The organism is Streptomyces sp. NPDC088261 (assembly GCF_044740805.1).
Classification (GTDB): domain Bacteria; phylum Actinomycetota; class Actinomycetes; order Streptomycetales; family Streptomycetaceae; genus Streptomyces.
The window spans coordinates 1-26,862 of record NZ_JBIURL010000023.1 but is presented as its reverse complement, the minus strand read 5'-3'; the positions used below and the strand labels follow the sequence as shown (position 1 = coordinate 26,862).

Below are 26,862 nucleotides of genomic sequence, written 5' to 3'. Positions count from 1 at the left end.
ACAAGCCGCACCAGGCCGCCCGCCATGGTTCACCTTCCGTTCACCCTCCCCCGTCGGCGGCTTCACCTGTTCTGCCTACTTTCGGCCTTACACGGTGACCGGCCCAGCGCCGCACCACCCACCACACCGACGCACGCCGCCGTCACACCACCATCGGGCCGGCGGCTCTTGGAAGGAATCACCCGAAGTGAAGCTTTTGCGCAAGAACGGGCTGCGCGCCACCGCGCTCGGTGCCCTCGCCGTCTCCGGCGCCCTGGTTCTCACGGCGTGCGGATCGGACGACAACAGCGACGGCACCGCCACTCCGACGGCGAAGACCACCGCCGCGTCGAACGCCGTCTGCGGCGACGCCAAGGGCCAGCTGCTCGCGTCCGGTTCGAGCGCGCAGAAGAACGCCGTGGACCTCTGGGTCAAGGGCTTCATGGCCGCCTGCCCCGACATCCAGGTCAACTACAAGTCCTCCTCCTCCGGTGAGGGCATCGTCGCCTTCAACCAGGGCACCGTCGGCTTCGCCGGTTCGGACTCGCCGCTGAAGCCCGAAGAGGTCGCCGACTCGAAGAAGATCTGCACCGGCGGCCAGGGCATCGCCCTGCCGATGGTCGGCGGACCGATCGCGATCGGCTTCCACCTGGAGGGTGTGGACAGCCTCGTCCTCGACGCCCCCACGCTGGCCAAGATCTTCGACACGAAGATCAAGAACTGGGACGACGCGGCCATCAAGGCGCTCAACCCGGGCGTCAAGCTCCCGAACAAGGCGATCCAGCCGTTCCACCGCTCCGAGGACTCCGGCACCACGCAGAACCTCGGTAAGTACCTGGCCGCCACGGCCAGCGACGACTGGAAGTACGAGCCCGAGAAGAAGTGGCCGGCCCCCGGTGGCCAGGCCGCGTCCGGCTCCGCGGGTGTCGCCACCCAGGTCAAGCAGGTCGACGGCTCGATCGGTTACTTCGAGCTCTCGTACGCCACCTCGCAGTCCATCTCCACGGTGAAGATCGACACGGGCGCCAGCGCCCCCGTCGAGGCCACCTCGGAGAACGCGTCGAAGGCCATCGCCGCCGCCAAGATCGCCGGCACCGGCAAGGACCTGGCGCTCGACCTCGACTACGCCACCAAGGCCGAGGGTGCCTACCCGATCGTCCTGGTCACGTACGAGATCGCCTGCGACAAGGGCAACAAGGCCGCCACGCTCCCCGCGGTCAAGGCCTTCCTGAACTACACGGCGGGCGACGAGGGCCAGAAGCTGCTCTCGGGCGCCGGCTACGCGCCGATCCCGGCCGAGATCAACGCCAAGGTCCGCGAGACGGTCGCCTCCCTCTCGTAGTCCTCGCTCCACAGGTGGCGGTGGCCGGCCCGGCGCACCCCTCCGGGCCGGCCACCTGCCCACCCCTCTCCATCCGGTGCACCGCCGCCAGGGGAACCGCGTCCGCGTCTCCCCCACACAGACCGGAAAGACATGGCTTCCACCACACCGATTGACGTTCCCCCGCCCGCCCCGCCGGTCAAGGGCCCCTCGGGCACCTCCACCGGCCGCGCGGGCGACAAGATCTTCTCGGGCCTCTCGAAGGGCTCGGGCATTCTGCTGCTCGTCGTCATGGCGGCGATCGCGGGATTCCTCACGTACCGCGCGGTCATCGCCATTTCGAAGGACGAGGGCAACTTCCTCACCACCTTCGACTGGAACCCCTCGGCGAACCCGCCGGTCTTCGGCATCGCCGTCCTGCTCGTCGGTACGATCGTCAGCTCGATCATCGCGATGGTCATCGCCGTCCCGATCGCCGTCGGCATCGCGCTCTTCATCTCGCACTACGCGCCGCGCAGGCTGGCCGCGCCCCTCGCGTACGTGGTGGACCTGCTCGCCGCGGTCCCCTCGATCGTCTACGGCATCTGGGGCGCCCTCTTCCTCGTGCCGTACCTCGACGGGCTGAACCTCTGGCTCGACCACTACTTCGCCTGGACCTACGTCTTCGACCAGACGCAGCCCGGTGTCGCCAGGAACATGCTCACCGTCGGCATCCTGCTGGCGATCATGATCCTGCCGATCGTGACCAGCGTCAGCCGGGAGGTCTTCCTCCAGGTCCCGAAGATGAACGAGGAGGCCGCCCTCGCCCTGGGCGCCACCCGCTGGGAGGTCATCCGGCTGTCGGTCCTGCCGTTCGGACGCTCCGGTGTGATCTCCGCGTCGATGCTGGGACTCGGCCGCGCGCTCGGTGAGACCATCGCCGTCGCCACGGTCCTCTCCCCGAGCTACCTCATCTCGCTGCACGTGCTCGACCCGGGCGGTGGCACCTTCGCCCAGAACATCGTCGCCAAGTTCGACGAGGCCAACGAGCTGGGGCGGGACGCCCTGATCGCCTCGGGCCTGGTGCTGTTCATCCTCACCCTGCTGGTCAACGGCGCGGCCCGGCTCATCATCGCCCGCCGCAAGGAGTACTCGGGGGCCAACGCATGAGCCACGCAGCCGTACAGGAAAAGCCGGCCCCCGTGCCGCCGCAGAAGGGCAAGGGCAGCCTGACCGGCCGCTCGCTCCCCCGCTGGGCCCCCGCCGGCTTCGCCGCCGCCGCGATCCTCATCGGCGCCGGCATCGGCGCCGCCGCCGGCCTCGACAGCAAGGTCCAGTGGGGCCTGATCGCCGTCGTGGCCTTCCTGGTCATCTCGTACACCGTCACCACGTCGGTCGAGAACAAGCGCCAGGCCAAGGACCGCCTCGCCACCAGCGTGGTGTGGGTGTGCTTCGTCCTCGCCATCATCCCGCTGTTCTCGCTGCTCTGGATCACGGTCAGCCGCGGTGTGAAGGTGCTCGACGGGTACTTCCTGACCCACTCCATGGCCGGGGTCCCCAGCTTCGAGAAGGGTGGCGGTGTCTACCACGCCATCATCGGCACGCTGGAGCAGGTCGGGATCGCCACGGTCATCGCCGTACCGCTCGGCCTGCTGACCGCCGTCTACCTGGTGGAGTACGGCAAGGGCGCGCTGGCCAAGGCGGTGACGTTCTTCGTGGACGTCATGACGGGCATCCCGTCCATCGTCGCCGGTCTGTTCATCCTGTCGATCATGCTCATAGCCGGCCTCCAGCCCGCGGGCTACCTGGGCTCGCTCGCCCTGACGATCCTGATGCTCCCCGTCGTGGTCCGTTCCACGGAGGAGATGCTCAAGCTCGTCCCGAACGAGCTGCGCGAGGCCGCGCTGGCGCTCGGCGTACCGAAGTGGCGCGTGATCCTCAAGATCGTGCTGCCGACCGCCATCGGCGGGATCACCACCGGTGTGATGCTGGCCATCGCCCGTATCGCCGGTGAGACCGCCCCGATCATCCTGCTCGTCTTCGGCAACCAGCTGATCAACTCGAACCCGTTCGAGGGTGCTCAGTCGTCGCTGCCCTTCTACATCTACGAGCAGTACAAGGTCGGCAGCGACGCGTCGTACGACCGTGCCTGGGCGGCGGCGCTGGTGCTGATCGCCTTTGTCATGATCCTCAACCTGGTGGCTCGCGGGATCGCCCGCTGGAAGGCACCGAAGACCGGCCGATGAGGCCCGCCATCCGGCTCCGCCGCGCGGGGCCTCGGCTCGGAAAGAAGCAGTGATCCACATGGCCAAGCGAATCGACGTCAGCGGACTCTCCGCCTACTACGGCTCCCACCGGGCGATCGACGACATCTCCATGACCGTCGAGCCCCGCTCCGTGACGGCCTTCATCGGCCCGTCCGGCTGCGGCAAGTCCACCTTCCTGCGCACCCTGAACCGCATGCACGAGGTCACCCCCGGCGGCCGCGTCGAGGGCAAGGTGCTGCTGGACGACGAGAACCTGTACGCGTCCAACGTCGACCCGGTCGCCGTGCGCCGTACGGTCGGCATGGTCTTCCAGCGCCCCAACCCCTTCCCGACGATGTCGATCTTCGACAACGTCGCGGCCGGCCTGCGGCTCAACAGCAGGTACGGCAAGAAGGAGCTGTCGGACGTCGTCGAGAAGTCCCTCAAGGGCGCGAACCTCTGGAACGAGGTCAAGGACCGCCTGAACAAGCCCGGTTCCGGCCTCTCCGGCGGCCAGCAGCAGCGTCTGTGCATCGCCCGCGCGATCGCGGTCGAGCCGGAGGTCCTGCTGATGGACGAGCCGTGCTCGGCCCTCGACCCGATCTCGACGCTCGCGATCGAGGACCTGATCGGGGAGCTGAAGGAGCGCTTCACGATCGTGATAGTCACGCACAACATGCAGCAGGCGGCGCGCGTCTCGGACCGTACGGCGTTCTTCAACCTCGCGGCCGTGGGTCAGCCCGGCAAGCTCATCGAGATCGACGAGACCGAGCGGATCTTCTCCAACCCGTCCGTGCAGGCCACCGAGGACTACATCTCGGGCCGCTTCGGATAAGGCGTCCTGCGGTGCTGCATGGCGGTGCCACCGCAAGACGAAGGGCCCGCCCCCTCCGGGGGGCGGGCCCTTTCACGTCGCGAGACCGTCTCAAGCCGGTCCGCGTCCTCAAGCCCGTCCGGCGATTGAGGACAAGTCTTCAACGGCGTCAGCCGAACGCCAGGTTCACGATCCAGAAGCTCACCGCGGCCACCAGCCCCGCCGCCGGCATCGTGATGAACCACCCCAGGATGATGTTCTTCGCGACACCCCACCGCACCGCGTTGACCCGCTTCGTCGCGCCGACGCCCATGATCGCCGAGGTGATCACGTGCGTCGTGGAGATCGGGGCGTGAAACAGAAACGCCGAGCCGAACATGATCGACGCGCCGGTCGTCTCCGCCGCGAATCCCTGCGGCGGGTCCAGCTCGATGATCTTGCGGCCCAGCGTTCGCATGATGCGCCAGCCACCCGCGTACGTACCGAGGGACAGCATCAGCGCGCAGACAATCTTGACCCACACCGGGATCGGATCCCCGGGGCCCTCCACATCGGCGATGACCAGCGCCATCACCACGATGCCCATCGTCTTCTGCGCGTCCTGGAGCCCGTGCCCGAGCGCCATCGCGGCGGCAGAGACGGTCTGGGCTATCCGGAAACCGCGTTTGGCCTTGTGCGGGTTGGACTTGCGGAACATCCACATGATCGCGACCATCACCAGATAGCCGACCACCAGACCGACGACGGGCGACACGAACATCGGGATGACGATCTTCTCCAGCACCCCGGACCAGATCACCTCCGTACCGCCGGCGAGCGCGGCGCCCACCAGGCCGCCGAACAGCGCGTGGGACGAGGACGACGGCAGGCCGAAGTACCAGGTGACCAGGTTCCACACGATCGCCCCGACCAGCGCGGCGAAGAGGATGCCCATCCCCCGGTCGCCGTGCGGCGTGGCGATCAGGCCCTCGCTGACGGTCTTGGCGATGCCCTGCCCGAGGAACGCGCCGGCGAGGTTCATCACGGCGGCCATGGCGAGGGCGGCGCGGGGCGTCAGCGCGCGGGTGGACACCGAGGTCGCGATGGCGTTCGCGGAGTCGTGAAAACCGTTCGTGTACGTGAATCCGAGCGCGACACCGATGGTCATGATCAGGGCGAACGTGTCCACGTGGGTCAGGACTCCTTGACCGTGATGGTCTCCACGGTGTTCGCGACGTGCTCGAACGCGTCGGCGGCCTCTTCAAGCACGTCGACGATCTGCTTGAGCTTGAGCACCTCCATCGCGTCGTACTTGCCGTTGAAGAGGTGGGCCAGCAGTTTGCGGTGAATCTGGTCGGCCTGGTTCTCCAGGCGGTTGACCTCGATCCAGTACTCGGTGAGGTTGTTCATCGTGCGCAGATGCGGCATCGCCTCGGCGGTCAGCTCGGCGGCCCGGTTGAGGACCTCGATCTGCTGCTCGACACCCTTGGGCAGTTCCTCGATGTTGTAGAGGACGACGAGGTCGACCGCCTCCTCCATGAAGTCCATGATGTCGTCGAGCTGGGACGCGAGGTTGTAGATGTCCTCGCGGTCGAAGGGCGTGATGAAGGAGGAGTTCAGCTGGTGGAAGATCGCGTGGGTGGCGTCGTCTCCCGCGTGCTCCGCCGCCCTCATGCGCTCCGCGATCTCGGCTCTGGCGGAGGAATCCGCCCCGAGGAGTTCCATCAGGAGCTTGGAGCCCGTGACGATGTTGTCCGCGGACGCGGCGAACATGTCGTAGAAGCTCGTCTCCCTGGGGGTCAGACGAAAGCGCACCTGGGATCCTCGGGTTACATGGAATTCGGTCAGGGTGATGCTAGGCGCAACATCCGGCCACGGCTAACCGGCAATCCGTCCCAGTGTCGCCCATCGGGCATGACGCTCGGCACAGGGCCCTGCCCCAAGGCTCACGGAGGGGTACCATATACCCACGTGGGGTATATAACCCCGTATCGGACATCACACCGATCTCACATCGGACAACCCACCGGACGACCCTCCGGACATCCCTACGGGAGGACGCGATGACGACCACCGAGGCGGCCGGCGCCGCGACGAGCGAAGCGCCCTCCGAGCCCACCTCCACCCCGGCCGGTACGCCCGTCACCGACCACGACCGGGGGATCCACGGGTACCACCACCAGAAGGCCGAGCACCTCAAGCGGCTGCGCAGGATCGAGGGCCAGATCCGCGGCCTCCAGCGCCTCGTGGACGAGGACGTCTACTGCATCGACATACTGACCCAGGTCTCGGCCTCCACCAAGGCCCTCCAGTCCTTCGCGCTCCAGCTGCTGGAGGAGCACCTGCGGCACTGCGTGGCGGACGCGGCGGTCAAGGGCGGGGACGAGGTCGACGCGAAGGTGGCGGAGGCGACGAAGGCGATCGCCCGCTTGCTCCGTACCTGACACGGCCGGCACCGGCCGGCACCTCGGCCCGCGTCTCAGTCGCGGCGGCACCCCGAGCGGCCTTCGGGCTGCCGGGGCACCCCCGGGCGGGCGCGGGCCACGTTCAGTACTTCGTCGATACGGTCGGAGCTGAGGCGCTCCCCGTCGGCGGCGGACGCGGCGATCATCAGCTCTCCGCACAACTCGATCTCGGCGAGGGCCACGTGGTCCTGGACGGTCGTCGTACGCAACGAAGCCACGTGCTGTCACCTCTTCCGCGGGCGCCGACTTCCAGGTCGTCTGCCCCCAGGGTAAGGACCGGAACCCGCCGCGCGCATGGCACGTCCGGACCATTTCCGCCCTGGTCTTCCCCCGACGTGTCTTGATCCTCCGGGACTATGTCCCGATCTTTCCCGCGAAGATGTCGGCGGCCGGGGGCAGCCGCACGGACACCTCGGAGCCGAAGGCGTACAGCAGCGTGGTCGAGGCGACGTCGACCGTGCGGCCCTGGTTGAGATAGCTGAACCGGTGCCTGACCTTGCGCAACCGGCCCTCGTCGTCCAGATACGCGTCGAAGGGGACGACGTCCTTGGCGAACCCTTTCGCCGCGGCGGTCAGCGCGCCGCGCGCGTACGGCGACGCCACCTTCGCGGCCTCGCCGATGTCGGTCACCCCCCGGTAGTGCCACACACGAGTCCCGGCCAGATCCTGCGACCCGACAAAGGTCACATTCCGGGCCGCGCGCAGCAGTTCGGCGGCGGTCAGCGGATCCGTCGCCCCGCCGGTGACCAGATTCCCGTCCTCCAGCGTCGTCGCGTCGACCCTGACCCACTTGTCGGCGGGCACGCCCGCGCCCCGGTTCTTCATGTAGAGGGCGGCGGGGGCGACCAGTTCGGTGATGGGACGGTGCTCGCTCGCGCCCGCCGGGTCCTTCGGCAGGACGACCCTGAGCCGCCCGATCCGCTCCGCGTAGTTGTAGCCGCCCTCGCCCCTGATGGTCACCCGGGTCCCGCCGGCCGCCATCTCCATGGACGTACGGGCCCTGGAACTCCCCGACGCGAGCAGGACGTCGGCGGCCTCCCGCACCACCCGGGGCCCGCCGGCCGGCCGGTCGTCGGCCGTGGCCCCCACCTCGCCGGAACACCCGGTCGCGGCCACGACACCCGCCACGGTCACGGCCGCGAACGCCGCTCCCCTGCGTCCCTGCTGCTGCGCCACCATCGCCCGCCAACCCCCAACGCCTTACCGCCGCTTGTCCGAAGCCCGCCCCCACCCGCCTAACGACGTTCTTCGTTGCCCGTCACGCCAGTACGGTGGAGGAGTGAGCGAGCACAACACTTCCGGCCCTCCCCTCACCTCCCCCCACACCACCTCGACCGTGGAACGCGGCTCGTTCTGCCTGGCCCGCTGCACCTGCGGCTGGTCGGGCCCGGCCCGGCGCTCGCGCGACCGGGCCAGGACGGACGCGGAGTCCCACAAGACGGCGGATTGACCTCACCCGGCCGCACCTGACCTCTCCTGATCTCCCCTGGCCTCGTCTGACCTCTCCCGACCTCGCCTGACCTCTTCCGATTGACCGGCCTCCTGATTGACCGGCCCTCCCGGGGGAAAACGGACCCGAGTCGCGGAACCCGGTGGCCTCTACAACCGTCCCGTTCAGCGGGACGCCTTCCACGCGATCCCGGGGTCACCCTCAGGAGGACGTCAGATGGAACGGCGCACACTGCTCACGGCCGCGGCCGCCCTGGCCACCGCCGGTGTCACGGCCGCCTGTTCCGGCGGTGACACGTCACCGGCGGGCGCCGGAGGCCCCCGGAGGAACGCGTCGTCCGGCGCGCCCGGTTCGACCCCCGCCGGGAAGCCCACGACGGGCACCACGACGGGCACCACGGCAGGCGCCCCCAGCTGGGGCGCCCTCGCGAAAGGGCTTGACGGCGATCTCGTACGGCCCGGCGACGCGTCCTACGCGACCGCGCGCCAGCTCTACAACACCCGCTACGACAGCCTGAAGCCCGCGGCCGTCGCCTATGTGGCGGGCGAGGACGACATCAAGGAGTGCCTCGCCTTCGCCCGTACCCATCACACACCCGTCTCCATCCGCGGCGGCGGCCACTCGTACGCGGGCTGGTCCAGCGGCAACGGCCGGCTGGTCATCGACATCTCGAAGCTCGACTCGCTCGGCCACGCCGCCTCGGACGGCGTGATCGGCGCCGGTGCCCGGCTGGCGGACGTCTACCGGACCCTCGCCGCCCGGGGCCGTACGATCCCCGCCGGGTCCTGCCCGACCGTCGGCGTCTCCGGTCTGACCCTCGGCGGCGGACACGGCGTCGCGGCCCGCGCGTACGGACTGACCTGCGACAGCCTCATGTCCGCCACGCTCATCACGGCGGACGGCAAGCGCCTCACCGCCGACGCCGAGCAGAACAAGGACCTGTTCTGGGCGCTGCGCGGCGCCGGGAACGGCAACTTCGGGGTGGTCACCGAGCTGCGCTTCCGTACGCATCCGGCGCCGGCGACCGTCGTCGCGTTCGTGAGCTGGCCATGGTCGAAGGCCGAGACCGTGCTGGACGCCTGGCAGAAGTGGGGCCCCGACCAGCCCGACGAGATCTGGTCGTCCCTCCACGTCGCCGCGGGCCCCGGCGGCGGCACCCCGACTATCTCCCTGTCCGCGTTCTCCCTGGGCACCGAGTCGGACCTCAAGAACGCCCTCGACCGGCTGGCCGACGGCCCGGGCGGCCCCGGCCCCGCCCGCTCGTTCTCGACCCGGCGCCGGGGGTACGAGGAGGCGATGCTCGTGTACGCGGGTTGCTCGGGCTTTACCGAGGAGCAGTGCCACCTGCCGGGCACCACGCCCGGGCGCGACAAGAACGGCGCGCTCCAGCGGGAGACGTACGCGGCCGCCTCCGACTTCTACGACCGCGCGCTCTCGCCGGCCGGGCTGCGGGCCCTGGTCTCCGCCACGGAACGGTTCACCACGATCTCGGCCGCCCAGGGCGGAGGCGGCGGTTCCATAGCGCTGACCGCGCTCGGCGGGGCGGTCAACCGGGTGAGCCCGCTCTCGACGGCGTTCGTGCACCGGCGCTCGCGGGTGCTGGCTCAGTACATCGGCGCGTGGCAGCCGGGGACCGCCGGCACGGCCCAGCGGGCGTGGCTGAAAAACACCCATGCGTCGATGCGGCGGTACGCGTCGGGCGCGGCGTACCAGAACTACATCGACCCGACGCTGACGGACTGGCGGAAGGCCTACTACGGCCAGGCGGCGGACAAGCTTGCGCGCCTGAAGGGGACGTATGACCCGGAACGGCTGTTCGACTTCCCGCAGGCGCTGTAGCGGGGAGCGGTCGGGCCGCCGTCCTGGGACGGCGGCCGTACGTTCCGTCAGGGGCACCTCCTAGGACACGCCCCGGGACACCCCCTAGCCCGTACGGACCACCGAGGTGGCCGAGCGGGCGTCCGGGGGTTCGCCTGTATCCATGGATCGATACGGACCCCGCTCGGCCGCGCTCGCCACGGCCGCCGCTCTCCTCCTCGCGCTCGGAGCGAGCGCCGCCGCGGCCGTGGACAAGCCGACGGAGCCGGGGACGCTCACGCTCATCAAGACGGCGGTCGGCGACGTGGTCGCGGACAAGAAGGGCAATCCGCTGTACGTTCGCGCGGCGGACAAGCCCAACGTCTCGGGGTGCACGGGCGCGTGTGCGAAGTCCTGGCCGGCGGCGCTCGGCTCCCCGAAGAAGGCCAAGAACGTGACCGCGCGGACGTCCACGACCAAGAAGGACGCACCGGGCAGCGACGAGCGGCAGACCGTCCTCGACACGCACCCGCTGTACTACTTCAAGAACGACCTGCCGAACCGGCCGAGGGGTCAGAACGTGCCGGGCTTCAGCCTCATCGCGGGCAACGGCAGGCCGCTGTCGGAGCCGAAGACGTCCCCCACGCGGTCCGCGAAGCCCAGCCGGTCCTCCTCCCCGGGGACCTCCGCCGGCGTGATCGCGAGCGCGACGGCGAGGGTGCCGGCTCCGGCGCGGATCGCGACGCCGACCGGTACGAGGCCGCCGCTCATGAAGCCGAAGGACGTGACGGCGACACCGACGGTGAAGCCCAAGCCCAAGCCGACGAAGACGGCGACGAAGACGGCGACGAGGAAACCGGCCGTCACCACCCCGCCCGCCCCCCGGAGAACGACCGCTCCGCCCCCGGCCACCCGCTCCCGTACCGCGACCCCGGCCCGGCCCGCCACGACCACGCCGGCCGTGGTCACGTCCGCCCCGGTGACCACCCGTACCGCCTCCGCCTCCGCCTCCGCCTCCGCCTCCGTCGGCGTCCTCCAGGTCACCCCGTCGGGCGGGGCACGCGGCGGCGCGGACCACCCGGTCGCGGTGGACTCCGCGGCGGCGCAGGGCCCGTCGAGAGCCGTCTCGCTGGCCCTCGCCGCCGCCACGACCCTGGTGGCGGGCGTCGCCTGCGCGGCCCTGCTGATGCGCGCCCGGCGCCGGTCGAGGGACGGCCGGCACTGACCGGAACCGGGACCGGCCGGGCCGCCGCGCCGGGGCGGGCGGTGGACGTGACGGTCAAGGTGCTCTTCGGGCTGGCGGCCCTGGGTGCGGTGGCGACCGTCGTACTGGCGGTCCTCCCCGAGCGGCCGGCGCCCGCGCGCCGCCCCTCACCGGCGGCCGCGGAACCGCGCGCGGTCCACGTCGCCGACCCGCACTCCGCTCCCGTACGGCTGCGCATCCCGGCCCTGCGGGTCAGCGCGGCGGTCATGCCGCTCTCGCTCGACGAGACCAGGACGCTGGACGCGCCGAGCTTCCGGCACGCGATGAAGGTCGGCTGGTACGCCCTGGGCCCGCGCCCCGGCGAACGCGGCCCGGCCGTGCTGGTGGGCCACCGGGACGCCCCGGCGAACCCCGGGACCGTCCCGGTCAGGAACGGGCGCGACAACATCCGTAACGCCGTCTTCGCCAAGCTGGGGCGGCTGCGGGCGGGGGACCGGGTGGAGGCGGAGCTGGGGGACGGGCGGCGGGTGCGGTTCCGGGTGACGGCGGTGGACACGTACCGGACGGCGAAGTTCCCCACCGCCCGGGTGTACGGCCCGGTGCCGGGCCCCGAGCTGCGGCTGATCACCTGCGGGGGCGTCATCGACGCGGACGGGCACTGGGACTCGAACGTGGTGGTGAGCGCGGTGGCGGAGACGGGCCGCCGACCCGGCAGCGCGGTGGCGGAGACGGGCCGCCGACCCGGATGAACCGGATGACCCGGATGACCCGGTTCGGACCGCCGGTCGGTACGGGCTCAGGCCGCCAGGTTGTTGTCGTCGGGCCGCGGCTCGGGCATCCCGAGCGGCCGGGTCCCGCCGACGGCGGCGCCCGCGATCAGGTCGGCCTCGCGCGCGGCCCTGGCCCGTACCACCCACCCGGCGTGCCGGGAGCGGGAGACCGCCGACACGAGCGGGGTCAGCAGGGCGAGGGCGAGCGGGGTGAGCAGCAGCGCGACGGCCGTACCGAGCGCGAAGCCGCCGATGACGTCGGTCGGGTAGTGGACGCCCATGTAGACGCGGCAGAAGCCTTCGAGCAGGGCCAGCCCGAGGGCGGCGAAGCCGAACCCGCGGTGGGCGACGAAGACGGCGGCGGCGATGGCCATCGCCATCGTGGCGTGGTCGCTGACGAAGGAGAAGTCGGTCTTGCCGTCGACCAGGACGTCCAGGCCCTTGTGGTCGAGGAACGGGCGCGGCCGTTCGACGAACCCGCGGATCGGGATGTTGACGAGGACGGCGAACCCGGCGGCGAGCGGCGCCCAGACGAGCCCGGCGACCGCCGTCACGGAGTCCTCGGCGGACCCGCGCCCGCGGACGCTCCACCAGCAGGCCAGGACCACCAGGACGAGCGCGAGCATGATCCCGTACTCACCGACGAACTCCATGACGCCGTCGAACCACGACGGAGCGTCCTTGGCCAGCCCGTTGATGTCGTAGAGCAGGCTGACGTCTGGGTTCGACCCATCCAGTACGAGTCCAGCCATCTGCTGCGGCCCCTTGCCTTGTTCGCCATGACACCTGCCGCGGCGCGCCGGACCGCGCGCCGCCTCCACCAACCCTCGTGGTCAGTAAGGAACATGCTGCGTGATCAAGAGCGCAGCTGTTGCCCATGGAACGGCCTGTTCACGCAGTACGTTCCACTCTCCACCGAACGATCACCATGACGTTATCGAAGAGTGACACGTCGTCGCAGTTCAGGGGGGTGACGGGAGGGATAGTTCCGGCCATTCGGCGACCGCCGAATGGCCCTGGCGGGGGTTCCGCCCGGGCGGAAACAACGCCTGCGGGACGGGTCGTACCGTACCCCTCCCCGCCCCTCGCTCAGACGGAGGGGCGGTCGGGGGGCAGGTTGGTCGGCAGGGACTTGGCGCCGTCCTCGGTGACCCGGGTCGCGCCGAAGTAGTCCGGCTTGTCGATCTTGTCGAACCGGATGACGGCGCCGGTGTAGGGCGCGTTGATCATGTATCCGCCGCCGACGTACAGCCCGACGTGGTGGATGGCCCGCGAGTTGGTCAGATCTTCGGAGAAGAAGACGAGATCACCGGGGAGCAGTTCGTTCCGGGCGGGGTGCTCGCCCGCGTTGTACTGGTCGTTGGCCACACGCGGCAGCTCGATCCCGACCGTACGGTACGCGGCCTGCGTCAGCCCGGAACAGTCGAACCGCCCTCCCTGGGCGGCCGTGCCGTTCCCGCCCCAGAGGTAGGGCGTACCGAGCTTCTGCTGGGCGAAGTAGATCGCCCCGGCGGCCTGCCGGGAGGGCTCGACCCGCCCCACGGGCGCCGCGAAGCTCTTCTCCAGGGTCCGGATGATCTTGACGTAGTTCTGCGTCTCCCGGTACGGCGGCACGCCCCTGTACTTGATGACGGCGTACGCGCCCGCGTTGTAGGAGGCGAGCATGTTGTTCGTCGGATCGCCGGGCACGTCCTTGACGTAATCAGCCAATTCACAGTCGTACGAGGCGGCGGACGGAATCGCGTCCTTCGGGTCCCAGATGTCCCGATCCCCGTCCTTGTCCCCGTCGATCCCGTGCGCGGCCCAGGTGCCGGGGATGAACTGCCCGATGCCCCGGGCGTCGGCCGGGCTCTGGGCGGAGGGGTTCCAACCGCTCTCCTGGTACAGCTGCGCGGCGAGGAGGGCGGGGTTGATGGCGGGGCAGAGGTTGCCCCACTGCTCCACGAGCGGCTGGTACGCGGCCGGCACGGCCCCCTTGGCGAGCCCGACGGTCCCACCGCTCCCCCCGGCGAGCCCGGCGGCGGCGGAGTAGGTCCCGACGACGAGCAACGCGACGAAGGCCATCCCCGACCCACCGACGGCGGACGCGACGAGCCATGCCTTACGCACCGTCAAAACACCCTTCGCGTCAGGGCCGCTGTCCGGACCAGTGTAGGCGGGGAGGGCTCGGATCAGGGGGTGGACGGCGAGGAGGCCGGAAGAGGATCCCGCGATGACCAGAAGTGGTCGTGGATGTCGGGGGGCGGAAGGGGCCCGCGTGAGTACGTAGGACCGTCCGGTCGTGCCCTGGGCGGTGAAACCTCGGACCTGGCGAAGCACGGAGTGGTGACACTCAGGAAGAACTGCCCTTCGTGCCCGACGGCCACGCTCATCCGGAAGTCTTCCGGAGTCGCCGCGTAGATCGCGGGGAGCTCCTCGTCGGCATCGACACTGGTGATCTTGTAACCTCGCTTCTTCCAGTGCCGCTCCACCACCCCCAGCAGGCTCCCGCGCCTGACCGCCGACACCTTCGTCATGACCGTGGCACGTCGAGTGGCTGTCCCGGTTGCGGTCGAATTGGTGTCGCCGCAGGCTCTCTCGGTCGCGGCATCGTGCGCCCATGTCAACGGCGGCTGAACGGCCGCGAATGTGTCGAGGAGGATCGCGTCCGCCGCGTCCGCGCCTTCTTGCATATTCATGGCCACCTTCATGTCACCGTCCTTCTTGTGCGATTCGAACGAGCCGCATCCCGCGAGAGCGACGGCCAACAGCAGAACGGTGAGAGACCGCCGTCTCATCGAGGCTCCTGGGTCTTGATTCGTTCACCGTGACCGGCAACAATTTTCGCGATGTTCCTGGCCGATTCCTCGTCCACATCCGGATTGAAGTAATTGGTGTGCGCGTCGACGCCTCCTATGTCCGCGATCGGCCGTGGGCCGTCCGCCACCCGGAACCTCCGCGCGCCGAAGGCTTCGTGCGCCGGATCGGTCCCGTACCAGATCTCCCGGTCGTCCGCCTGCGCGTCCTGCGCGAAGTACGCCGCCGCGCCGCCCCCGAAGCCTCCGACCACGGCCCCCACCGGGCCGCCCATCGCCGCGCCCACCACGGCCCCGCTCATCGCACCCGTCGCCATGCCGCGTGCCTCGATCTTGGCGGGCATGGCGGTGACCGGGTCGTTCTCCGCCGCGCCGACGTAGACGTGGTCCCGGCCCACACCCAGCTCGTCGGCGGATCGCGCGCCGGTCCCGGGGCTGCCCAGAAGGATGATGTCGTCAGCGCCCGGAACACCCCCGGGCCTCTGCGCGGCCTGACCGACGGTGAGTGAGCCGTACGAGTGTCCGATGGCAGTCACATGCGGATCGCCGGTCTGGTTGGTCGCCGAGATGCCGGACATGAACTCGTTGTACGCGACCGCCCCGGTCTCCGCGCGATCAGCGAACATCACCTCAGTGTTGCCGGCGACATTGTCGGCCGGGAGCTGCGGCGCGTCATATCCCAGCCAGACCAGCGCGGCACTCGACGGGTCGTACTTCTGCGCCCCCAGGGCGATATCACGGGCCCGCTTCACATCATTCTCCGCGAACTCCTTGTCCAACGCCGTTCCCAGGCCCGGCACGTAGGCGGAGACGTTCCGGGCCGTGTCCGGATTCCCGAAGGACACGATCGCGCGACCGTTTCCCTCGTCACCGATCCCCAGCAGGTACATGGGCGGCAGCAACGGGTCCGGGAACCGCAACTGCCGGTCGATCTCCCGCAACCCCGCCAGCCGCGTCCGCGACCCCTCGTCGTCCAGCCCCTCCAGCTTCCCCATCAACAACTGCAAGTTGTCCCGGTTCGCCGCGTCCCGCGCCACCGCCGGGATCCCGTCCAGATTCCCGATCACGTCCGGGTAGACCGCCAGGTACTCCTCGCGCCGCTCCCGCGTCAGGCCGTCCCACCACGCCTTGCGTTCCGCCGGCGAGGCGTCCTCCGGGATCGCGGCCCGGAGATAGCCGTCCGCCGCGCCCCGTACCGCCGTCGCGTCGCCGTACGCGTCCGTCCACGTCGCGGCCGAGACCTTGAGGCCCTCCTGCGCCGTCAACTTCCGCAGCGTGGCCGCGTATCGCTCATCAATCCCCCGCGCCTCGCGCAGCGCCCGTCCCACGCGGTCCACGACGTCCTGGGCCTTCGCCTCGTTCGGGTTCACGCTCCCGTACGCCGACGGCACCGCCGCGAACGGCTCCGCCCCGCTCCCCGCGATCCGCCCGCCCGGCACCGGCCGGCCCGTCGACCAGTTCTCGCCCGCCTCGGGATAACTGACCCCGCCGTCCGGGTGCACGGTGAACCCCAGCGCCCGCGCGTCCTCCAGGGCCTCCCGCAACGCCCGCTGCGGGCCCCGCAGTTCGTGGGCGAGGCTGTTGAGCGCCGTACGGACAAGACCGCACTCGGTATGGACGTACTGGAAGTTACGGCTCAGATCCCGCAGCCGTACGACGGCCGCCCGCGCCGCCTCGCCCCGCTGCGAGTCCCGGATGCCGGTGAGCAGCTGCCGGTCGACGCGGTCGCGCGCCGCGTCGGCGCGGTTGCTCGCCCGCCCCCAGCCGTCGGCGGCGTCCTCCAGCTCGGAACACCGCACCTCGCGCAACTGGGCCCAGGTCAGCCCGCCACTCACCGCCCATCACCGAGGCCGAGACCGGGGCCGTAGCCGGACGCGAAACCCGAGCCCGCCCCGGCCCCAGCACCCACCCCCACCCCCGCGAGCGCCGCCCGCACCTCCGCGTCGCTCTCGCCCAGGTCCCTCGCGACCGCCCGCAGGCTGCCCGCGAGGCTCCCGCACTCCGCCGCGGCCGTGTCGATCCGCCGCTCCCACGACGTACGTACCGTCCGCAGGACGTCCGCGACCGCCAGGCCCTCCGTACCGCCCGCCAACCCCGCGTGCGCGGCGGCGAATTCGGGCCGGACCTGGCCCAGGTGGGTGCGCAGCGCCTCGGCCGCGCCCGCCGCCCCGGTCCAGGGCCCCGCGCTGTGCCGTACATCGGCCCCCACCTCGGCTCCACCGCCGGCACCCGCACCCCCACCGGTCCCCGCCGTCCCCGCCGTCCCCGCCGTCCCCGCCATCCCGCTCGCCCCTGTCCCGCAGTGCCGCCGCCCGCGCCCGCTCCCGGTCCGGGAAGCCGGCGGATATCGAGGGATATCGACGGCACTTTCCCAAAGCGGGACACGGGGCAATCGCGCGTCAGGACGGCGTCGGGGGGCCTCCACGTACACCGGAGACGCCTGCGGGCACAGGGATCGGCGGGGCGGACGGACACCGCGACAGCCCGGCCAAGTTCACCCGTACGGAACAAGGAAAGCCGAGACGGGAAGGCGACCCCCTACCCCTTCCGCCCCACTCCCCCGAACATCGCCACCTCGTCCGGCAGCCCCTCGCCGCCCGGCCCCGACCCGGCCCCCGCCACCGGCCGCCAGCGCGAGCACGACACCACCCCGGGCTCCAGCAGCTCCAGCCCGTCGAAGTAGCGGAGCAGCTGCTCCGGGGTGCGCTGGGTCAGCCGAGGCGTGCCGTTCTCGTTCCAGAAGGCGACCGCCGCGTCCACGTCCGGCATCGCCGGGCTCGTGATCGTGTGGGACAGCACCAGATGACTGCCGGCGGGCAGCGCGTCCATGAGGCGGCGCACCAGGCCGTACGACTCCTCGTCGTCCTCGATGAAGATGACGACGCCCAGCAGGATGAGCGCCACGGGCTCGCTGAGATCGAGCGTCCGCGAGGCGCGCTCCAGGATGGCGTCGACGTCGCGGAGGTCGGCGTCGAGGTAGTCCGTCCTCCCCTCGGGCGAGCTGGTCAGCAGCGCCCGCGCGTGGGCGAGGACGAGCGGGTCGTTGTCGACGTACACGATCCGGGACTCCGGGGCCACGCGCTGCGCGACCTCGTGGGTGTTGTCGGCGCTCGGCAGGCCGGTGCCTACGTCCAGGAACTGTCTGATGCCCACGTCCCTGGTCAGATGTTCGACGGACCGGCCGAGGAACTGACGGTCGGCCAGCGCGTAGTCCCCGATGCCCGGGTGCAGCTTCCTGATCTGGTCGCCGGCCTCCCGGTCGACGAGGTAGTTGTCCTTGCCGCCGGTCCAGTAGTTCCAGATACGGGCGGTGTGGGGCCGGGTCGTGTCGATCCTGGCCAGAATCCGCTGGGTGTCGGCGAGGGAAGCGGCGGAAGGGTCCGCGTCGGGGGCGGAAGCGGCGTCGTCGCGCGATTCGTCTTGGGTCACAGACGCCTTCCTAGCCCAACCCGGCACCGTCGCAACAGACCTGATCGCGCCCCAGCTCCGCGCAATACCTCCACCGCTCCCCCACCGGCCCCTCACGGCGCCGCACCCCCGCAAGAGTGGACCAACGACAGTCATTGCCCGGAGTCACGCCCCGTGATACACAGAGTAACCGATTGCGTACGTGTTGAGCCGGTCCGCACCAGGTCAGGGGGCCGGGACCGGTCATATGTGCGGGCATCGGGTAAAGAGAGCCGCCAAGCGGCATACGAGGGCGGTTCCATCAGCGAAGATAGAGCGTGACCCGTGCCATGGGGCCCGGGCGGCGAACGACCCAACAGGGGCGGTGAGTTACATGTACCTGGCGGCTGAAAAGGGCGACATCACCACCATCATCGGTGGTATCGCCCCGGACTGGGGACCCTTCGGAACACTCGGGAACGAGGCCCGGGTGATGATCGAGGTCGTGATGGCGGTGGCCATCCTGCTCTGTCTCGGCATCGCGATCTGGGGCGCGGCGAAGCAGCGCATCGGGGCGACGGCGCTCAGGGACACGTTCAGCGCGGAACAGGGCAAGGGCCTGATCGTCGCGGGGCTGACCGGCGTCTTCATCATCGGGTCGCTGGGCACGCTCTTCACGATCGTGTACGGGATGGCCGTCTGATCCCGGCCGTTCCCGCGGCCGGCGCTCCCGCCTGCCGACCCGGACGGCCGAGCGCGCTCGGTCCCACCCGTTCGGCCGTTCCGACGGACCCGTCACCCCGTTCCTCCGTCCGTCCTTTCCTCCGGTCCCTCCGGTGCGTACCAGGCGTGCGCCCGGTGCGCCCTCCACACCACCCGTCCGTCGCGCCCACCGGCTGAGGTTGCGTCTCCCTGATGTCGAGTCACCACACCGCGCCCGCGCGGGAACCAGCACGGCTACCGTCGTACCACGCGGACCACGCGGACCCGCGCACGGCTGAGGGGGCTTTCGCGGCATGAGCTTCGGTGACGAGCACGGCTACGGCGACCCCGCACGTTCCGCCGCCCGTACGGACGACGGCTTCGGCGGTACGGGCCAGACGCGCACGCGGCTGCCCGACGCCAGGGGCGGCGACGGCTACGGCGGCGGCAGACGCCCCGCGCGCAGTTCACGCTCCCTCATCATGGTCGTGGGCGTCGTGGTCCTCCTGCTCGCGGCCATCGTCTTCGCGAACCGCGGCGGCGGCGAGGACCCGACCCCGGGCGCGGGCGCCCCCGACGGCGCGTCGAACCCGACGGCGGCGACGGGCGTGAAGCCGGTGACGGGCAAGAACGGCACCATCCCGTCGGGCTTCGCGAGGGACGAGCAGGGGGCGGCGAGCGCGGCGGCGAACTACGCGGTGGCGCTGGGGTCGGACGGGATGTACTACAAGGTCCAGCGCGACGCGATCGTGGACGCCGTGTACGCACCCGCGGTGGCGATCGCGCGCCGGGGCGATCTCGACAAGGTCTATTCGAACGCGGACTTCCTCACCAGCATCGGCCTGGGTGTGGACGGCAGGCCGCCGGCCGGGATGACGTTCATCTCCCGTACGAACCCGGTCGGCTCAAAGGTCGAGAAGTTCGGCGCCGACAGTGCGACCGTCTCGGTCTGGTATTCGGCTCTCTTCGGCATGGCGGGCGAAGGCTCGACCAACCCGGTGTCCGAGAGCTGGTTCACGAACACCTTCGAGCTCACGTGGGTCGACGGCGACTGGAAAGTCAGCGACTTCACGCAGAAGGACGGCCCCGTACCGGTCGGCAGGGACCAAGCGGCCTCCAGCGCGCAGGAAATGGCCGACGCCGTGCAACAGTTCGGAGGGTTCACCTATGCCCGCTAACCGCGCCCGCGCCCTTTCGATCGGCGCTCTGGTGACCGGTCTCCAGACGGCCGCCGTGCTGCTGGCGACCCGCGCCGCCGCCGCGCCCACGCCCACCCCCACCCCCACCCCCAGCGCGACCAACAACGCCTGCGACCTCATCCGAGGCCCCGCACGCAGCTACTGCGACAACGGCGAGACCCGGCGCGGGCTCGCCCCCACCGACCCCGCCGACGCCCTCGACCCCCTCTCCTCCCTCGCCCGAGGCTGCGCCGAGTCCGCCTCCTGGGTCGTCGAGAAGCTCTCCGGCGCCGTCGAGGAGACCGCCGACGTCGACTTCACCAACCAGGCCTTCCTCGCCCGGTACGCCATCGTCTTCGCCGCCGCCAGCGTCCTCACCCTCGTCCTGTGGCTCTTCGCCGTCGCCAAGCGCGCCATCCGCGGCGTCCCGTTCACCACCGCCGTCTCCGAGGCCGTCGGCTTCCTCTGGCTGGCCGTCCTCGCCTCCGCCTTCACGCCCCTGATCCTCTACACCGTCGTCTCCGCCACCGACGGCGTCACCGAGGTCATCGCCGCCGGCACCGGCAAGCAGACCGACGTCTTCTTCGGGTCGTTCTCCGAGGCCCTCACCAAGGGCACCGACATCGGCGGCGGCCCCATCATGCTCATCGTCGTCTCCCTCGTGACGATCCTCGCCGCCGGCGTCCTCTTCATGGAGTTGTTCATCCGCGCCGTCCTGCTCTACGTCGGCGCCCTCCTCGGCGTCATCGTCTACGCCGGACTCGTCGACAAGAACATGTGGGGCCACGTCCGCCGCTGGGCCGGCATCATGATCGCCGTCATCCTCGTCAAACCCGTCATCGTGATCGTCCTCAGCCTCGCCGGCGCCCTCTCCTCCGAGAGCGGCCCCGACTCCTTCTCTGCCGTCGTCACCGGCCTGGCGATCATCCTGCTCGCGATCTTCGCGTCCGCCATGATCTACCGCTTCGTCCCCGGCTTCGGCGACGAGATCGCCGCCTCCCGCGACAACCGCAAGCAGGCCACCGACGGCTCCCGCGCCGCCGCCGCCATCAGCTCCCCCGCCGCCCTCGTCTCCCAGGGCATCAAGACCCACAGCAGCCGCAACAACGGCGACGGCTCGGGCGGCGGCGGAGGCGGCCGGTCGCAGAATTCCATCTCCGGCGGCGTCGCCGCGCACAGCACCCGCCCGTCCTCCGGAGGCGGCGGAGGCGGGGGAGGCGGCGGACATGTCCCCTCCGCCGCGCCCCCGCCCCGTACCGGCGGCGGCCCCACCACCGGCACCCCGCACAGCTCACGCAACACCGGTAACAACAGCACTGGAGGGGGAGGGCGTTGACGACCCAGGCCCACCCGATCGCACCACGCCGCACGTATCTCATCGGCCGCGCCCGGCCCAACGCGATCGTCGGCAAGAACCGCGAGACCGGCGAGATCGCGCTCATCATCGCCGGCGCGTTCCTCGGCATGATGTGCGGCCTGCTCGTCCCGGTCCTGTCCCTGCGGATCGTGACGCTGATGGGCTTCCCGCTCATCGCCCTGGCCGCCGTGTATGTGCCGTACAAGCACCGCACGTTCTACAAGTGGTTCGAGATCAACCGCAGCTTCAAACGGACCCTCCGCAACGGCACGACGTACCGTTCCGCCGCCATGGAGTCCGGTACGAGCCTCGACGGCCGCGAGGTCGAGATCGGCCCGCCCCCCGGCATCGGCCGCATCAACTGGCTCGCGGCGCCCTTCGGCCCCGACGAGATCGCCGTCCTGCTGCACGCCGACCGCCGCACCGTCACCGCCGCCATCGAGATCGAGGGCCCCGGCGTCGGCCTGCGCGACAGCGAGGACCAGGAAGCCCTCGTCGACCGCTTCGGCACCCTCCTCAAGCACGTCGCCAACGGCGACGGCTTCGTCACCCGCATCCAGATGCTCGCCCGTACACTCCCCGCCGACCCCGACGCCCACGCCAAGGACGTCGCCCAGCGTGGCGACAACGCGTCCCCCGGCTGGCTCCAGGAGTCGTACGACCAGCTCCAGTCGATGGTCTCCACCTCCAGCGAGCAGCACCGCGCCTACCTCGTCGCCTGCATGCACTTCACCCGCGAACTGGCCGCCGAGGCCCAGGCCATGGCCCGCGCCGCCCGCCACGCCTCCGGGACCCGCAAGCTCGACAAGGACGCCGGCCTCGCCGTCGTCATGGCCCGCGAGCTGACCGACATCTGCGCCCGCCTCGCCGAGGCCGACATCCGGGTACGCCAGCCCCTCGGCCAGGGCCGCCTCGCCTCCCTCGTGCACTCGATGTACGACCCCGACCACCCCATCGACCACATCCAGGCCATGACGAAACGGAACGCCTGGCCGGCCGAGCTGGACGCGATGGAGCCCACGTACCTCCAGGCCAAGACCCGCGAGTCCTCGACCCGCGCCCCCTGGTGCCACTCCACCGCCTGGGTGAAGGAATGGCCGATGACCCCGGTCGGCGTGAACTTCCTCGCCCCGCTCCTCGTCCACACCCCGGACGTCATCCGTACGGTCTCCGTGACCATGGACCTGGAGCCCACCGAGGTCGCCATCGAGCGGATGCTGACGGAGAAGACCAACGACGACGCGGAGGCGAGCCGCGCCGCCAAGATGAACCGCACCGTCGACCCGCGCGACATCGCCGCCCACGGCAGGCTCGACCAGCGGGGTGAAGATCTCGCCAGCGGTGCGGCGGGGGTGAACCTCGTCGGGTACATCACAGTGTCGTCCAGGTCGCCCGAGGCCCTGGCCAGGGACAAGCGGACCATCAGGGCCTCGGCCGGCAAGTCGTACCTCAAGCTGGAGTGGTGCGACCGCGAGCACCACCGTGCCTTCGTGAACACCCTCCCGTTCGCGACCGGCATCCGCCGCTGACCGCCGCCGACCCGAGCACCCTGACCCGTAACCCGTAACCCGTGATCAGTAAGCCGCGAGCCGTAAGCCGTAAGCCCGCAGACGCCGTGCAGAACCCGTAGACGCCGAACAGAAAGGGGCCTGTGGTGCGAGATCCGCTGTCCATCCTCACGGAAGCCTTCACCAGTTTCCTCTTCGGGGCGGTGGAGACGACCCGCTTGCCGGTCCGTACCTCCACGGGCCAGGCCCAGGCCGTCTACCTGCCCACCGCCGCCCCCGGCCTCGGCGACTCCGGCGTGATCATCGGCCGCGAGGTCTACAGCGGCAAGGGCTACATCTACGACCCCTTCCAGCTGTACGGGCAACAGCTCCCCGCCCCCCACTGGCTGGTGCTCGGCGAGTCCGGCAACGGCAAGTCCGCGCTGGAGAAGACGTACGTCCTGCGCCAGCTGCGGTTCCGCGACCGCCAGGTCGTCGTCCTGGACGCCCAGGGTGAGGACGGCGCCGGCGAGTGGAACCTCATCGCCCAGCAGCTGGGTATAACCCCCATCCGTCTCGACGCCATGGCGGCCCTGGACGACGGGATCCGCCTCAACCCGCTCGACCCGGCCATCACCACGACCGGGCAGCTCGCCCTGCTCCGTACGATCATCGAAGTCGCCATGGGCCACGGCCTGGACGAACGTTCCGGCTTCGCCCTCAAGGTCGCGCACGCCTACGTCAACGAGACGATCGTCGAGCGACAGCCCGTCCTGATGGACATCGTCGAACAACTGCGCCACCCCGAGCCGGAGTCGGCGGAGGCGATGAACGTCGACATAGACGACGTACGGGCCTGGGGCCTGGACGTCGCACTGGTCCTGGACCGGCTGGTCGACGGTGACCTGCGGGGCATGTTCGACGGACCGACGTCCATCGGCATCGACCTCGACGCGCCCCTGATCGTCTTCGACCTCTCGCACATCGACCGCAACTCGATCGCCATGCCGATCCTGATGGCGATCGTCGGCGTCTGGCTGGAGCACACCTGGATCCGCCCCGACCGCAGGAAGCGCATCTTCCTGGTCGAGGAGGCCTGGCACATCATCAACTCCCCCTTCGTGGCCCAGCTGTTCCAGCGCCTGCTCAAGTTCGGCCGCCGTCTCGGCCTGTCGTTCGTGGCGGTGGTCCACCACCTCTCCGACGTCGTGGACGGCGCGGCGGCACGGGAGGCCGCCGCGATCCTCAAGATGGCCTCCACCCGCACGATCTACGCCCAGAAGGCCGACGAGGCGAGAGCCACGGGCCTGGTCCTCGGACTGCCCCGGTGGGCGGTGGAGATCATCCCCACGCTCACCCCCGGCATCGCGGTCTGGGACGTGAACGGCAACGTCCAGGTCGTCAAGCACCTGGTGACGGAGGCCGAACGCCCCCTGGTCTTCACCGACCGCGCCATGACGGAGAACTCCCAGGCCTCGGACGCCGCCGACGCCCTGGAGGCGGCCGGGCTGCCCGAGGACGTACGGGCCGCGGACTGGGAGGCGGAGCAGCGTGCGGCGCTCCTGGAGCGACAACGGCAGTTGAACGAGTCCTCCGAGTCGACGGTGGCGTGACATGGAGCGCCACCAGGGCGACGGCAGGCAGCAGGGCCGCCAAGGAGGCGTCCCCGACGGGCTGTTGGTGGGCCTGCTGGCCTTCCTGCTCGGGTTCTCGCTGGCTGACCTGGTCGGCGACCGGCTTCGCGGGCCTGTTCGCCCACGGCGGCTGGCCGGACCACGTCACCTTCGCCCGTACGCCCCTGGCGCTACGGCAGTTGGCGACGGCACCGCACGACCTGCCGGCCGCCTGGCCCGACACCCCGCCGGGGCAGCTCTCCGGATACGGCCTGTTCTGGGGGCTGTTGATCAGCCAGCTGATGGTGCTCACCGTGCTGACGGTGTTCGTGCTGGGCGTCGTGACGCGCTGGCGGGCGGTACGGTCCCGGCGCCGCGAGCAGTTGCGGTACGAACGGGAGACGGCGGCTGCGCGGGAGCGCGAACACCCTCCGCTGCCGCACCAGCCGCTCCCCAGGGACGCGATGCCGTACGAGCCGGGCCCCGGGCCGGGCAGGGGCGCGGGAGCGCCCGTAGCGGCCGCGTACGGCCCCGCCGGGGCCCAGCACCCGCGATCACCCGCACCGGCCGTCGAGGACACCCGCCCGCTCATGGCGACGGAATCGGTGCCGGCTCCGGCATCAGGGTCCGTACCGGTGCCGGTGCCGGTGCCGGTACCCGCGTCCGCGCCCCTCTCCGTACCCGCGCCCGTCCCCGGCACGGCTCCACGCGTCGTGTACGGCACCTCCCGCACCCGCCGCCCCACCGCCGTCCAGGCCGTGCTGGACGCCGAGGGCCCGGCGCTCGTCGTGACCTCAGACCCCGGGGTCTGGGCCGAGACCAAGGACGCGCGGGCCAAGCTCGGCCCCGTCCTCGTCTACGACCCCGGCCACCTCTGCGACACCCCGGCCCGCCTCCACTGGTCCCCGGCCGCCGGCTGCGAGCACGCCGACACCGCCACCGCCCGCGCGGCCGCGCTCCTGTCCCCCGTCCGCCCGCGCGCCCTCCTCGACACGGCCATGGCCGACACCGCGGAGACCCTCCTGCGCTGCTGGCTGCACGCCGCGGCGGTGGACGCGCGGCCGTTCAAGCAGGTGCACCGCTGGGCGCAGGGCGCGGGCGCCCACGAGGCCGTACGCATCCTCCGTACGCACCCCAGAGCCGCCTCCGGCCTCGCGGGGCTGCTGGAGTCGGCCCTCACCTCGCACCCCGAACGCCGCGAGGTGGCGCAACAGTTGACGGCCCGTACGCTGGCGTCCCTTTCCTCGATCCACATCCGTGAGGCCTGCACACCCAACCGAACGGATTCCCTCACGTTGGATTCTTTCGCAGACGAGGGGGGCACGCTCTACGTGGTGGGTGAGCCCATCGAGGATCCCCGCTCCCGCCCCGGCGCGATGCCTCTGCTCACCGCACTCACCACACACGTGGTCGAGCACGGCCGCCGCATGGCCGCACGGTCATCTGACGGTCGGCTCGACCCACCAATGTCCCTCGTCCTGGACGACGTGGCGGCGGTCGCGCCTCTGCCGCTGCTGCCCGAGCTGCTGTCCACGGGCCAGGAGCGCGGCCTGCCGACGCTCGCCCTGCTCCGCTCCAGGGAACAGGCACGGGACCGCTGGCCGCACCAGGATCTCCCTGACTGACCGTACGACGACGGCGTCACCCGGCGGCGTCAGCCGGCGGCGGGACGGACCACCGCCATCTCCTGTTCCTTCGCCGACGGATCGGGCGCGAACGGCACCAGCACGCCGGTCGGTTCGAATCCCAGCCGCCGGTACACCGCACGCGCCCGGCTGTTGCTCTCGTGTACGTGGAGCCTGACGCGTTCCAGCCGCGGTTCCTCCAGCGACCACGCCCAGTCGAGCGCCGCTTCGACCAGCCCGTCGATGAGCCCGCCGCCGCGCTGCCCGGGGCGCACGAAGACCCCGACGAGATGCCCCTGGGGCCGCTCGATGGTGGTGCCGAAGAAGTCGGTCAGGCCGGCCGGTTCGATCAGCAGCCCGACAGTCCCCGACCAGGACCCGTCGGGGGCCTCGGCGACGAACAGCTGGGCCCCGCCGCCTTCGACGACACCCGCCGCGCGCTCCTGCCAGAAGGAGTCGGGCCGCTGGGAAGCCTGTTCGTACGTGTCCAGGAAGGCGATCGACGCCGCCGGGTCCTGGAGCGCGACCAGCCGCAGTTCCCTGACCTCGGCCCATTCGTCGGCCCGTACCGCTCGTATCACATGGTTCACGCATCGATCATATGGGCCCGGAACGCAGAAATGCCCTGTACCAGAAGGTACAGGGCATTCCCACGATCAAAGATTGTTCGGCGGCGTCCTACTCTCCCACAGGGTCCCCCCTGCAGTACCATCG

Annotated in this window: 26 protein-coding genes; 15 read left to right on the top strand and 11 right to left on the bottom strand. The window is 70.7% G+C overall.

Features of this window, described 5'->3' with window-relative positions; all coding sequences use genetic code 11:
* Positions 1–187: 187 nt before the first annotated feature.
* The 4 genes from pstS to pstB all read left to right on the top strand — a co-directional run bounded on the left by pstS (position 188) and on the right by pstB (position 4,360).
* Positions 188–1,321 (top strand): phosphate ABC transporter substrate-binding protein PstS, encoded by a 1,134-nt coding sequence (gene pstS / locus ACIODU_RS30705; RefSeq protein ID WP_401771796.1) that lies wholly within the window; start codon positions 188–190, stop codon positions 1,319–1,321.
* Between the two features lie 132 nt (positions 1,322–1,453).
* A complete protein-coding gene (pstC, locus tag ACIODU_RS30700; protein ID WP_356429360.1) occupies positions 1,454–2,449 on the top strand; it encodes a phosphate ABC transporter permease subunit PstC in 996 nt (331 codons plus the stop codon).
* Positions 2,446–3,525 (top strand): phosphate ABC transporter permease PstA, encoded by a 1,080-nt coding sequence (gene pstA / locus ACIODU_RS30695; RefSeq protein WP_356429361.1) that lies wholly within the window; start codon positions 2,446–2,448, stop codon positions 3,523–3,525. The genes pstC and pstA overlap by 4 nt, the downstream gene beginning before the upstream one ends.
* Positions 3,526–3,583: 58 nt before the next feature.
* Positions 3,584–4,360, top strand: a complete 777-nt coding sequence (pstB, locus tag ACIODU_RS30690) for a phosphate ABC transporter ATP-binding protein PstB (RefSeq protein ID WP_356429364.1) — start codon at positions 3,584–3,586, stop codon at positions 4,358–4,360.
* Between the two features lie 148 nt (positions 4,361–4,508).
* On the opposite strand, the gene ACIODU_RS30685 is transcribed toward pstB, so the two are convergent.
* Positions 4,509–5,507: an inorganic phosphate transporter gene (locus tag ACIODU_RS30685; RefSeq protein ID WP_161309203.1), complete on the bottom strand. Its 999-nt coding sequence runs from the start codon at positions 5,505–5,507 to the stop codon at positions 4,509–4,511.
* A 5-nt stretch (positions 5,508–5,512) separates the two neighbouring features.
* Positions 5,513–6,133 (bottom strand): DUF47 family protein, encoded by a 621-nt coding sequence (locus tag ACIODU_RS30680; RefSeq protein WP_327235855.1) that lies wholly within the window; start codon positions 6,131–6,133, stop codon positions 5,513–5,515.
* Between the two features lie 248 nt (positions 6,134–6,381).
* Here ACIODU_RS30680 and ACIODU_RS30675 point away from each other — a divergent pair, with 248 nt between their 5' ends.
* Positions 6,382–6,762, top strand: coding sequence for a metal-sensitive transcriptional regulator (locus ACIODU_RS30675; RefSeq protein ID WP_327235854.1), 381 nt, complete (start codon positions 6,382–6,384; stop codon positions 6,760–6,762).
* Between the two features lie 35 nt (positions 6,763–6,797).
* Here the strand turns inward: ACIODU_RS30675 and ACIODU_RS30670 are convergent, their stop codons facing one another.
* Positions 6,798–7,001 carry a hypothetical protein gene (locus ACIODU_RS30670; RefSeq protein ID WP_161309206.1) on the bottom strand — a complete coding sequence of 68 codons (204 nt, stop codon included), beginning with the start codon at positions 6,999–7,001 and terminating at the stop codon, positions 6,798–6,800.
* Positions 7,002–7,137: 136 nt separating this feature from the next.
* Positions 7,138–7,962: a hypothetical protein gene (locus tag ACIODU_RS30665; RefSeq protein WP_356429369.1), complete on the bottom strand. Its 825-nt coding sequence runs from the start codon at positions 7,960–7,962 to the stop codon at positions 7,138–7,140.
* Positions 7,963–8,062: 100 nt separating this feature from the next.
* Here ACIODU_RS30665 and ACIODU_RS30660 point away from each other — a divergent pair, with 100 nt between their 5' ends.
* From ACIODU_RS30660 to ACIODU_RS30645, 4 genes are all read left to right on the top strand, one after another.
* Entirely contained in the window at positions 8,063–8,233 is a 171-nt protein-coding gene (locus ACIODU_RS30660) for a hypothetical protein (RefSeq protein WP_401771790.1), read from the top strand.
* A 216-nt stretch (positions 8,234–8,449) separates the two neighbouring features.
* On the top strand, positions 8,450–10,072 hold the full coding sequence (locus ACIODU_RS30655) for an FAD-binding protein (protein ID WP_401771788.1): 1,623 nt from the start codon (positions 8,450–8,452) through the stop codon (positions 10,070–10,072).
* 142 nt (positions 10,073–10,214) lie between these two features.
* The gene (locus ACIODU_RS30650) at positions 10,215–11,255 is read left to right on the top strand and encodes a hypothetical protein (RefSeq protein WP_401771786.1); all 1,041 of its coding nucleotides are present in this window, start codon (positions 10,215–10,217) and stop codon (positions 11,253–11,255) included.
* 47 nt (positions 11,256–11,302) lie between these two features.
* A complete protein-coding gene (locus ACIODU_RS30645) occupies positions 11,303–11,983 on the top strand; it encodes a sortase domain-bontaining protein (protein ID WP_401771784.1) in 681 nt (226 codons plus the stop codon).
* 47 nt (positions 11,984–12,030) lie between these two features.
* Here the strand turns inward: ACIODU_RS30645 and ACIODU_RS30640 are convergent, their stop codons facing one another.
* The 6 genes from ACIODU_RS30640 to ACIODU_RS30615 all read right to left on the bottom strand — a co-directional run bounded on the left by ACIODU_RS30640 (position 12,031) and on the right by ACIODU_RS30615 (position 18,144).
* Positions 12,031–12,756 (bottom strand): phosphatase PAP2 family protein, encoded by a 726-nt coding sequence (locus ACIODU_RS30640; RefSeq protein WP_401771781.1) that lies wholly within the window; start codon positions 12,754–12,756, stop codon positions 12,031–12,033.
* 337 nt (positions 12,757–13,093) lie between these two features.
* On the bottom strand, positions 13,094–14,068 hold the full coding sequence (locus tag ACIODU_RS30635; RefSeq protein WP_356429418.1) for a bifunctional lytic transglycosylase/C40 family peptidase: 975 nt from the start codon (positions 14,066–14,068) through the stop codon (positions 13,094–13,096).
* A 107-nt stretch (positions 14,069–14,175) separates the two neighbouring features.
* Positions 14,176–14,781 carry a hypothetical protein gene (locus tag ACIODU_RS30630; protein WP_401771779.1) on the bottom strand — a complete coding sequence of 202 codons (606 nt, stop codon included), beginning with the start codon at positions 14,779–14,781 and terminating at the stop codon, positions 14,176–14,178.
* Complete coding sequence (locus ACIODU_RS30625; RefSeq protein WP_401771778.1) at positions 14,778–16,634, bottom strand: alpha/beta hydrolase; 1,857 nt, start codon at positions 16,632–16,634, stop codon at positions 14,778–14,780. The genes ACIODU_RS30630 and ACIODU_RS30625 overlap by 4 nt, the downstream gene beginning before the upstream one ends.
* A complete protein-coding gene (locus ACIODU_RS30620; protein WP_401771775.1) occupies positions 16,631–17,008 on the bottom strand; it encodes a hypothetical protein in 378 nt (125 codons plus the stop codon). The genes ACIODU_RS30625 and ACIODU_RS30620 overlap by 4 nt, the downstream gene beginning before the upstream one ends.
* A gap of 329 nt (positions 17,009–17,337) precedes the next feature.
* Positions 17,338–18,144, bottom strand: a complete 807-nt coding sequence (locus tag ACIODU_RS30615; RefSeq protein WP_401771939.1) for an SAM-dependent methyltransferase — start codon at positions 18,142–18,144, stop codon at positions 17,338–17,340.
* A 436-nt stretch (positions 18,145–18,580) separates the two neighbouring features.
* On the opposite strand from ACIODU_RS30615, the gene ACIODU_RS30610 reads away from it, so the two are divergent.
* The 6 genes from ACIODU_RS30610 (at position 18,581) to ACIODU_RS30585 (ending at position 26,148) form a co-directional block, all read left to right on the top strand.
* Entirely contained in the window at positions 18,581–18,889 is a 309-nt protein-coding gene (locus ACIODU_RS30610) for a hypothetical protein (RefSeq protein ID WP_161312217.1), read from the top strand.
* A 313-nt stretch (positions 18,890–19,202) separates the two neighbouring features.
* Complete coding sequence (locus ACIODU_RS30605) at positions 19,203–20,066, top strand: hypothetical protein (RefSeq protein WP_401771773.1); 864 nt, start codon at positions 19,203–19,205, stop codon at positions 20,064–20,066.
* Positions 20,056–21,402: a hypothetical protein gene (locus ACIODU_RS30600; protein ID WP_401771770.1), complete on the top strand. Its 1,347-nt coding sequence runs from the start codon at positions 20,056–20,058 to the stop codon at positions 21,400–21,402. The genes ACIODU_RS30605 and ACIODU_RS30600 overlap by 11 nt, the downstream gene beginning before the upstream one ends.
* Positions 21,399–22,952, top strand: a complete 1,554-nt coding sequence (locus ACIODU_RS30595; RefSeq protein ID WP_161307804.1) for an SCO6880 family protein — start codon at positions 21,399–21,401, stop codon at positions 22,950–22,952. Before ACIODU_RS30600 ends, ACIODU_RS30595 begins: the two co-directional genes overlap by 4 nt.
* Before the next feature lie 125 nt (positions 22,953–23,077).
* Entirely contained in the window at positions 23,078–24,523 is a 1,446-nt protein-coding gene (locus ACIODU_RS30590) for an ATP-binding protein (protein ID WP_161307805.1), read from the top strand.
* Complete coding sequence (locus ACIODU_RS30585) at positions 24,520–26,148, top strand: type VI secretion protein (RefSeq protein WP_401771767.1); 1,629 nt, start codon at positions 24,520–24,522, stop codon at positions 26,146–26,148. The genes ACIODU_RS30590 and ACIODU_RS30585 overlap by 4 nt, the downstream gene beginning before the upstream one ends.
* Positions 26,149–26,177: 29 nt before the next feature.
* Here ACIODU_RS30585 and ACIODU_RS30580 read toward each other — a convergent pair whose 3' ends face one another.
* Positions 26,178–26,738, bottom strand: a complete 561-nt coding sequence (locus ACIODU_RS30580) for a GNAT family N-acetyltransferase (RefSeq protein ID WP_401771765.1) — start codon at positions 26,736–26,738, stop codon at positions 26,178–26,180.
* Positions 26,739–26,862: the final 124 nt, after the last annotated feature.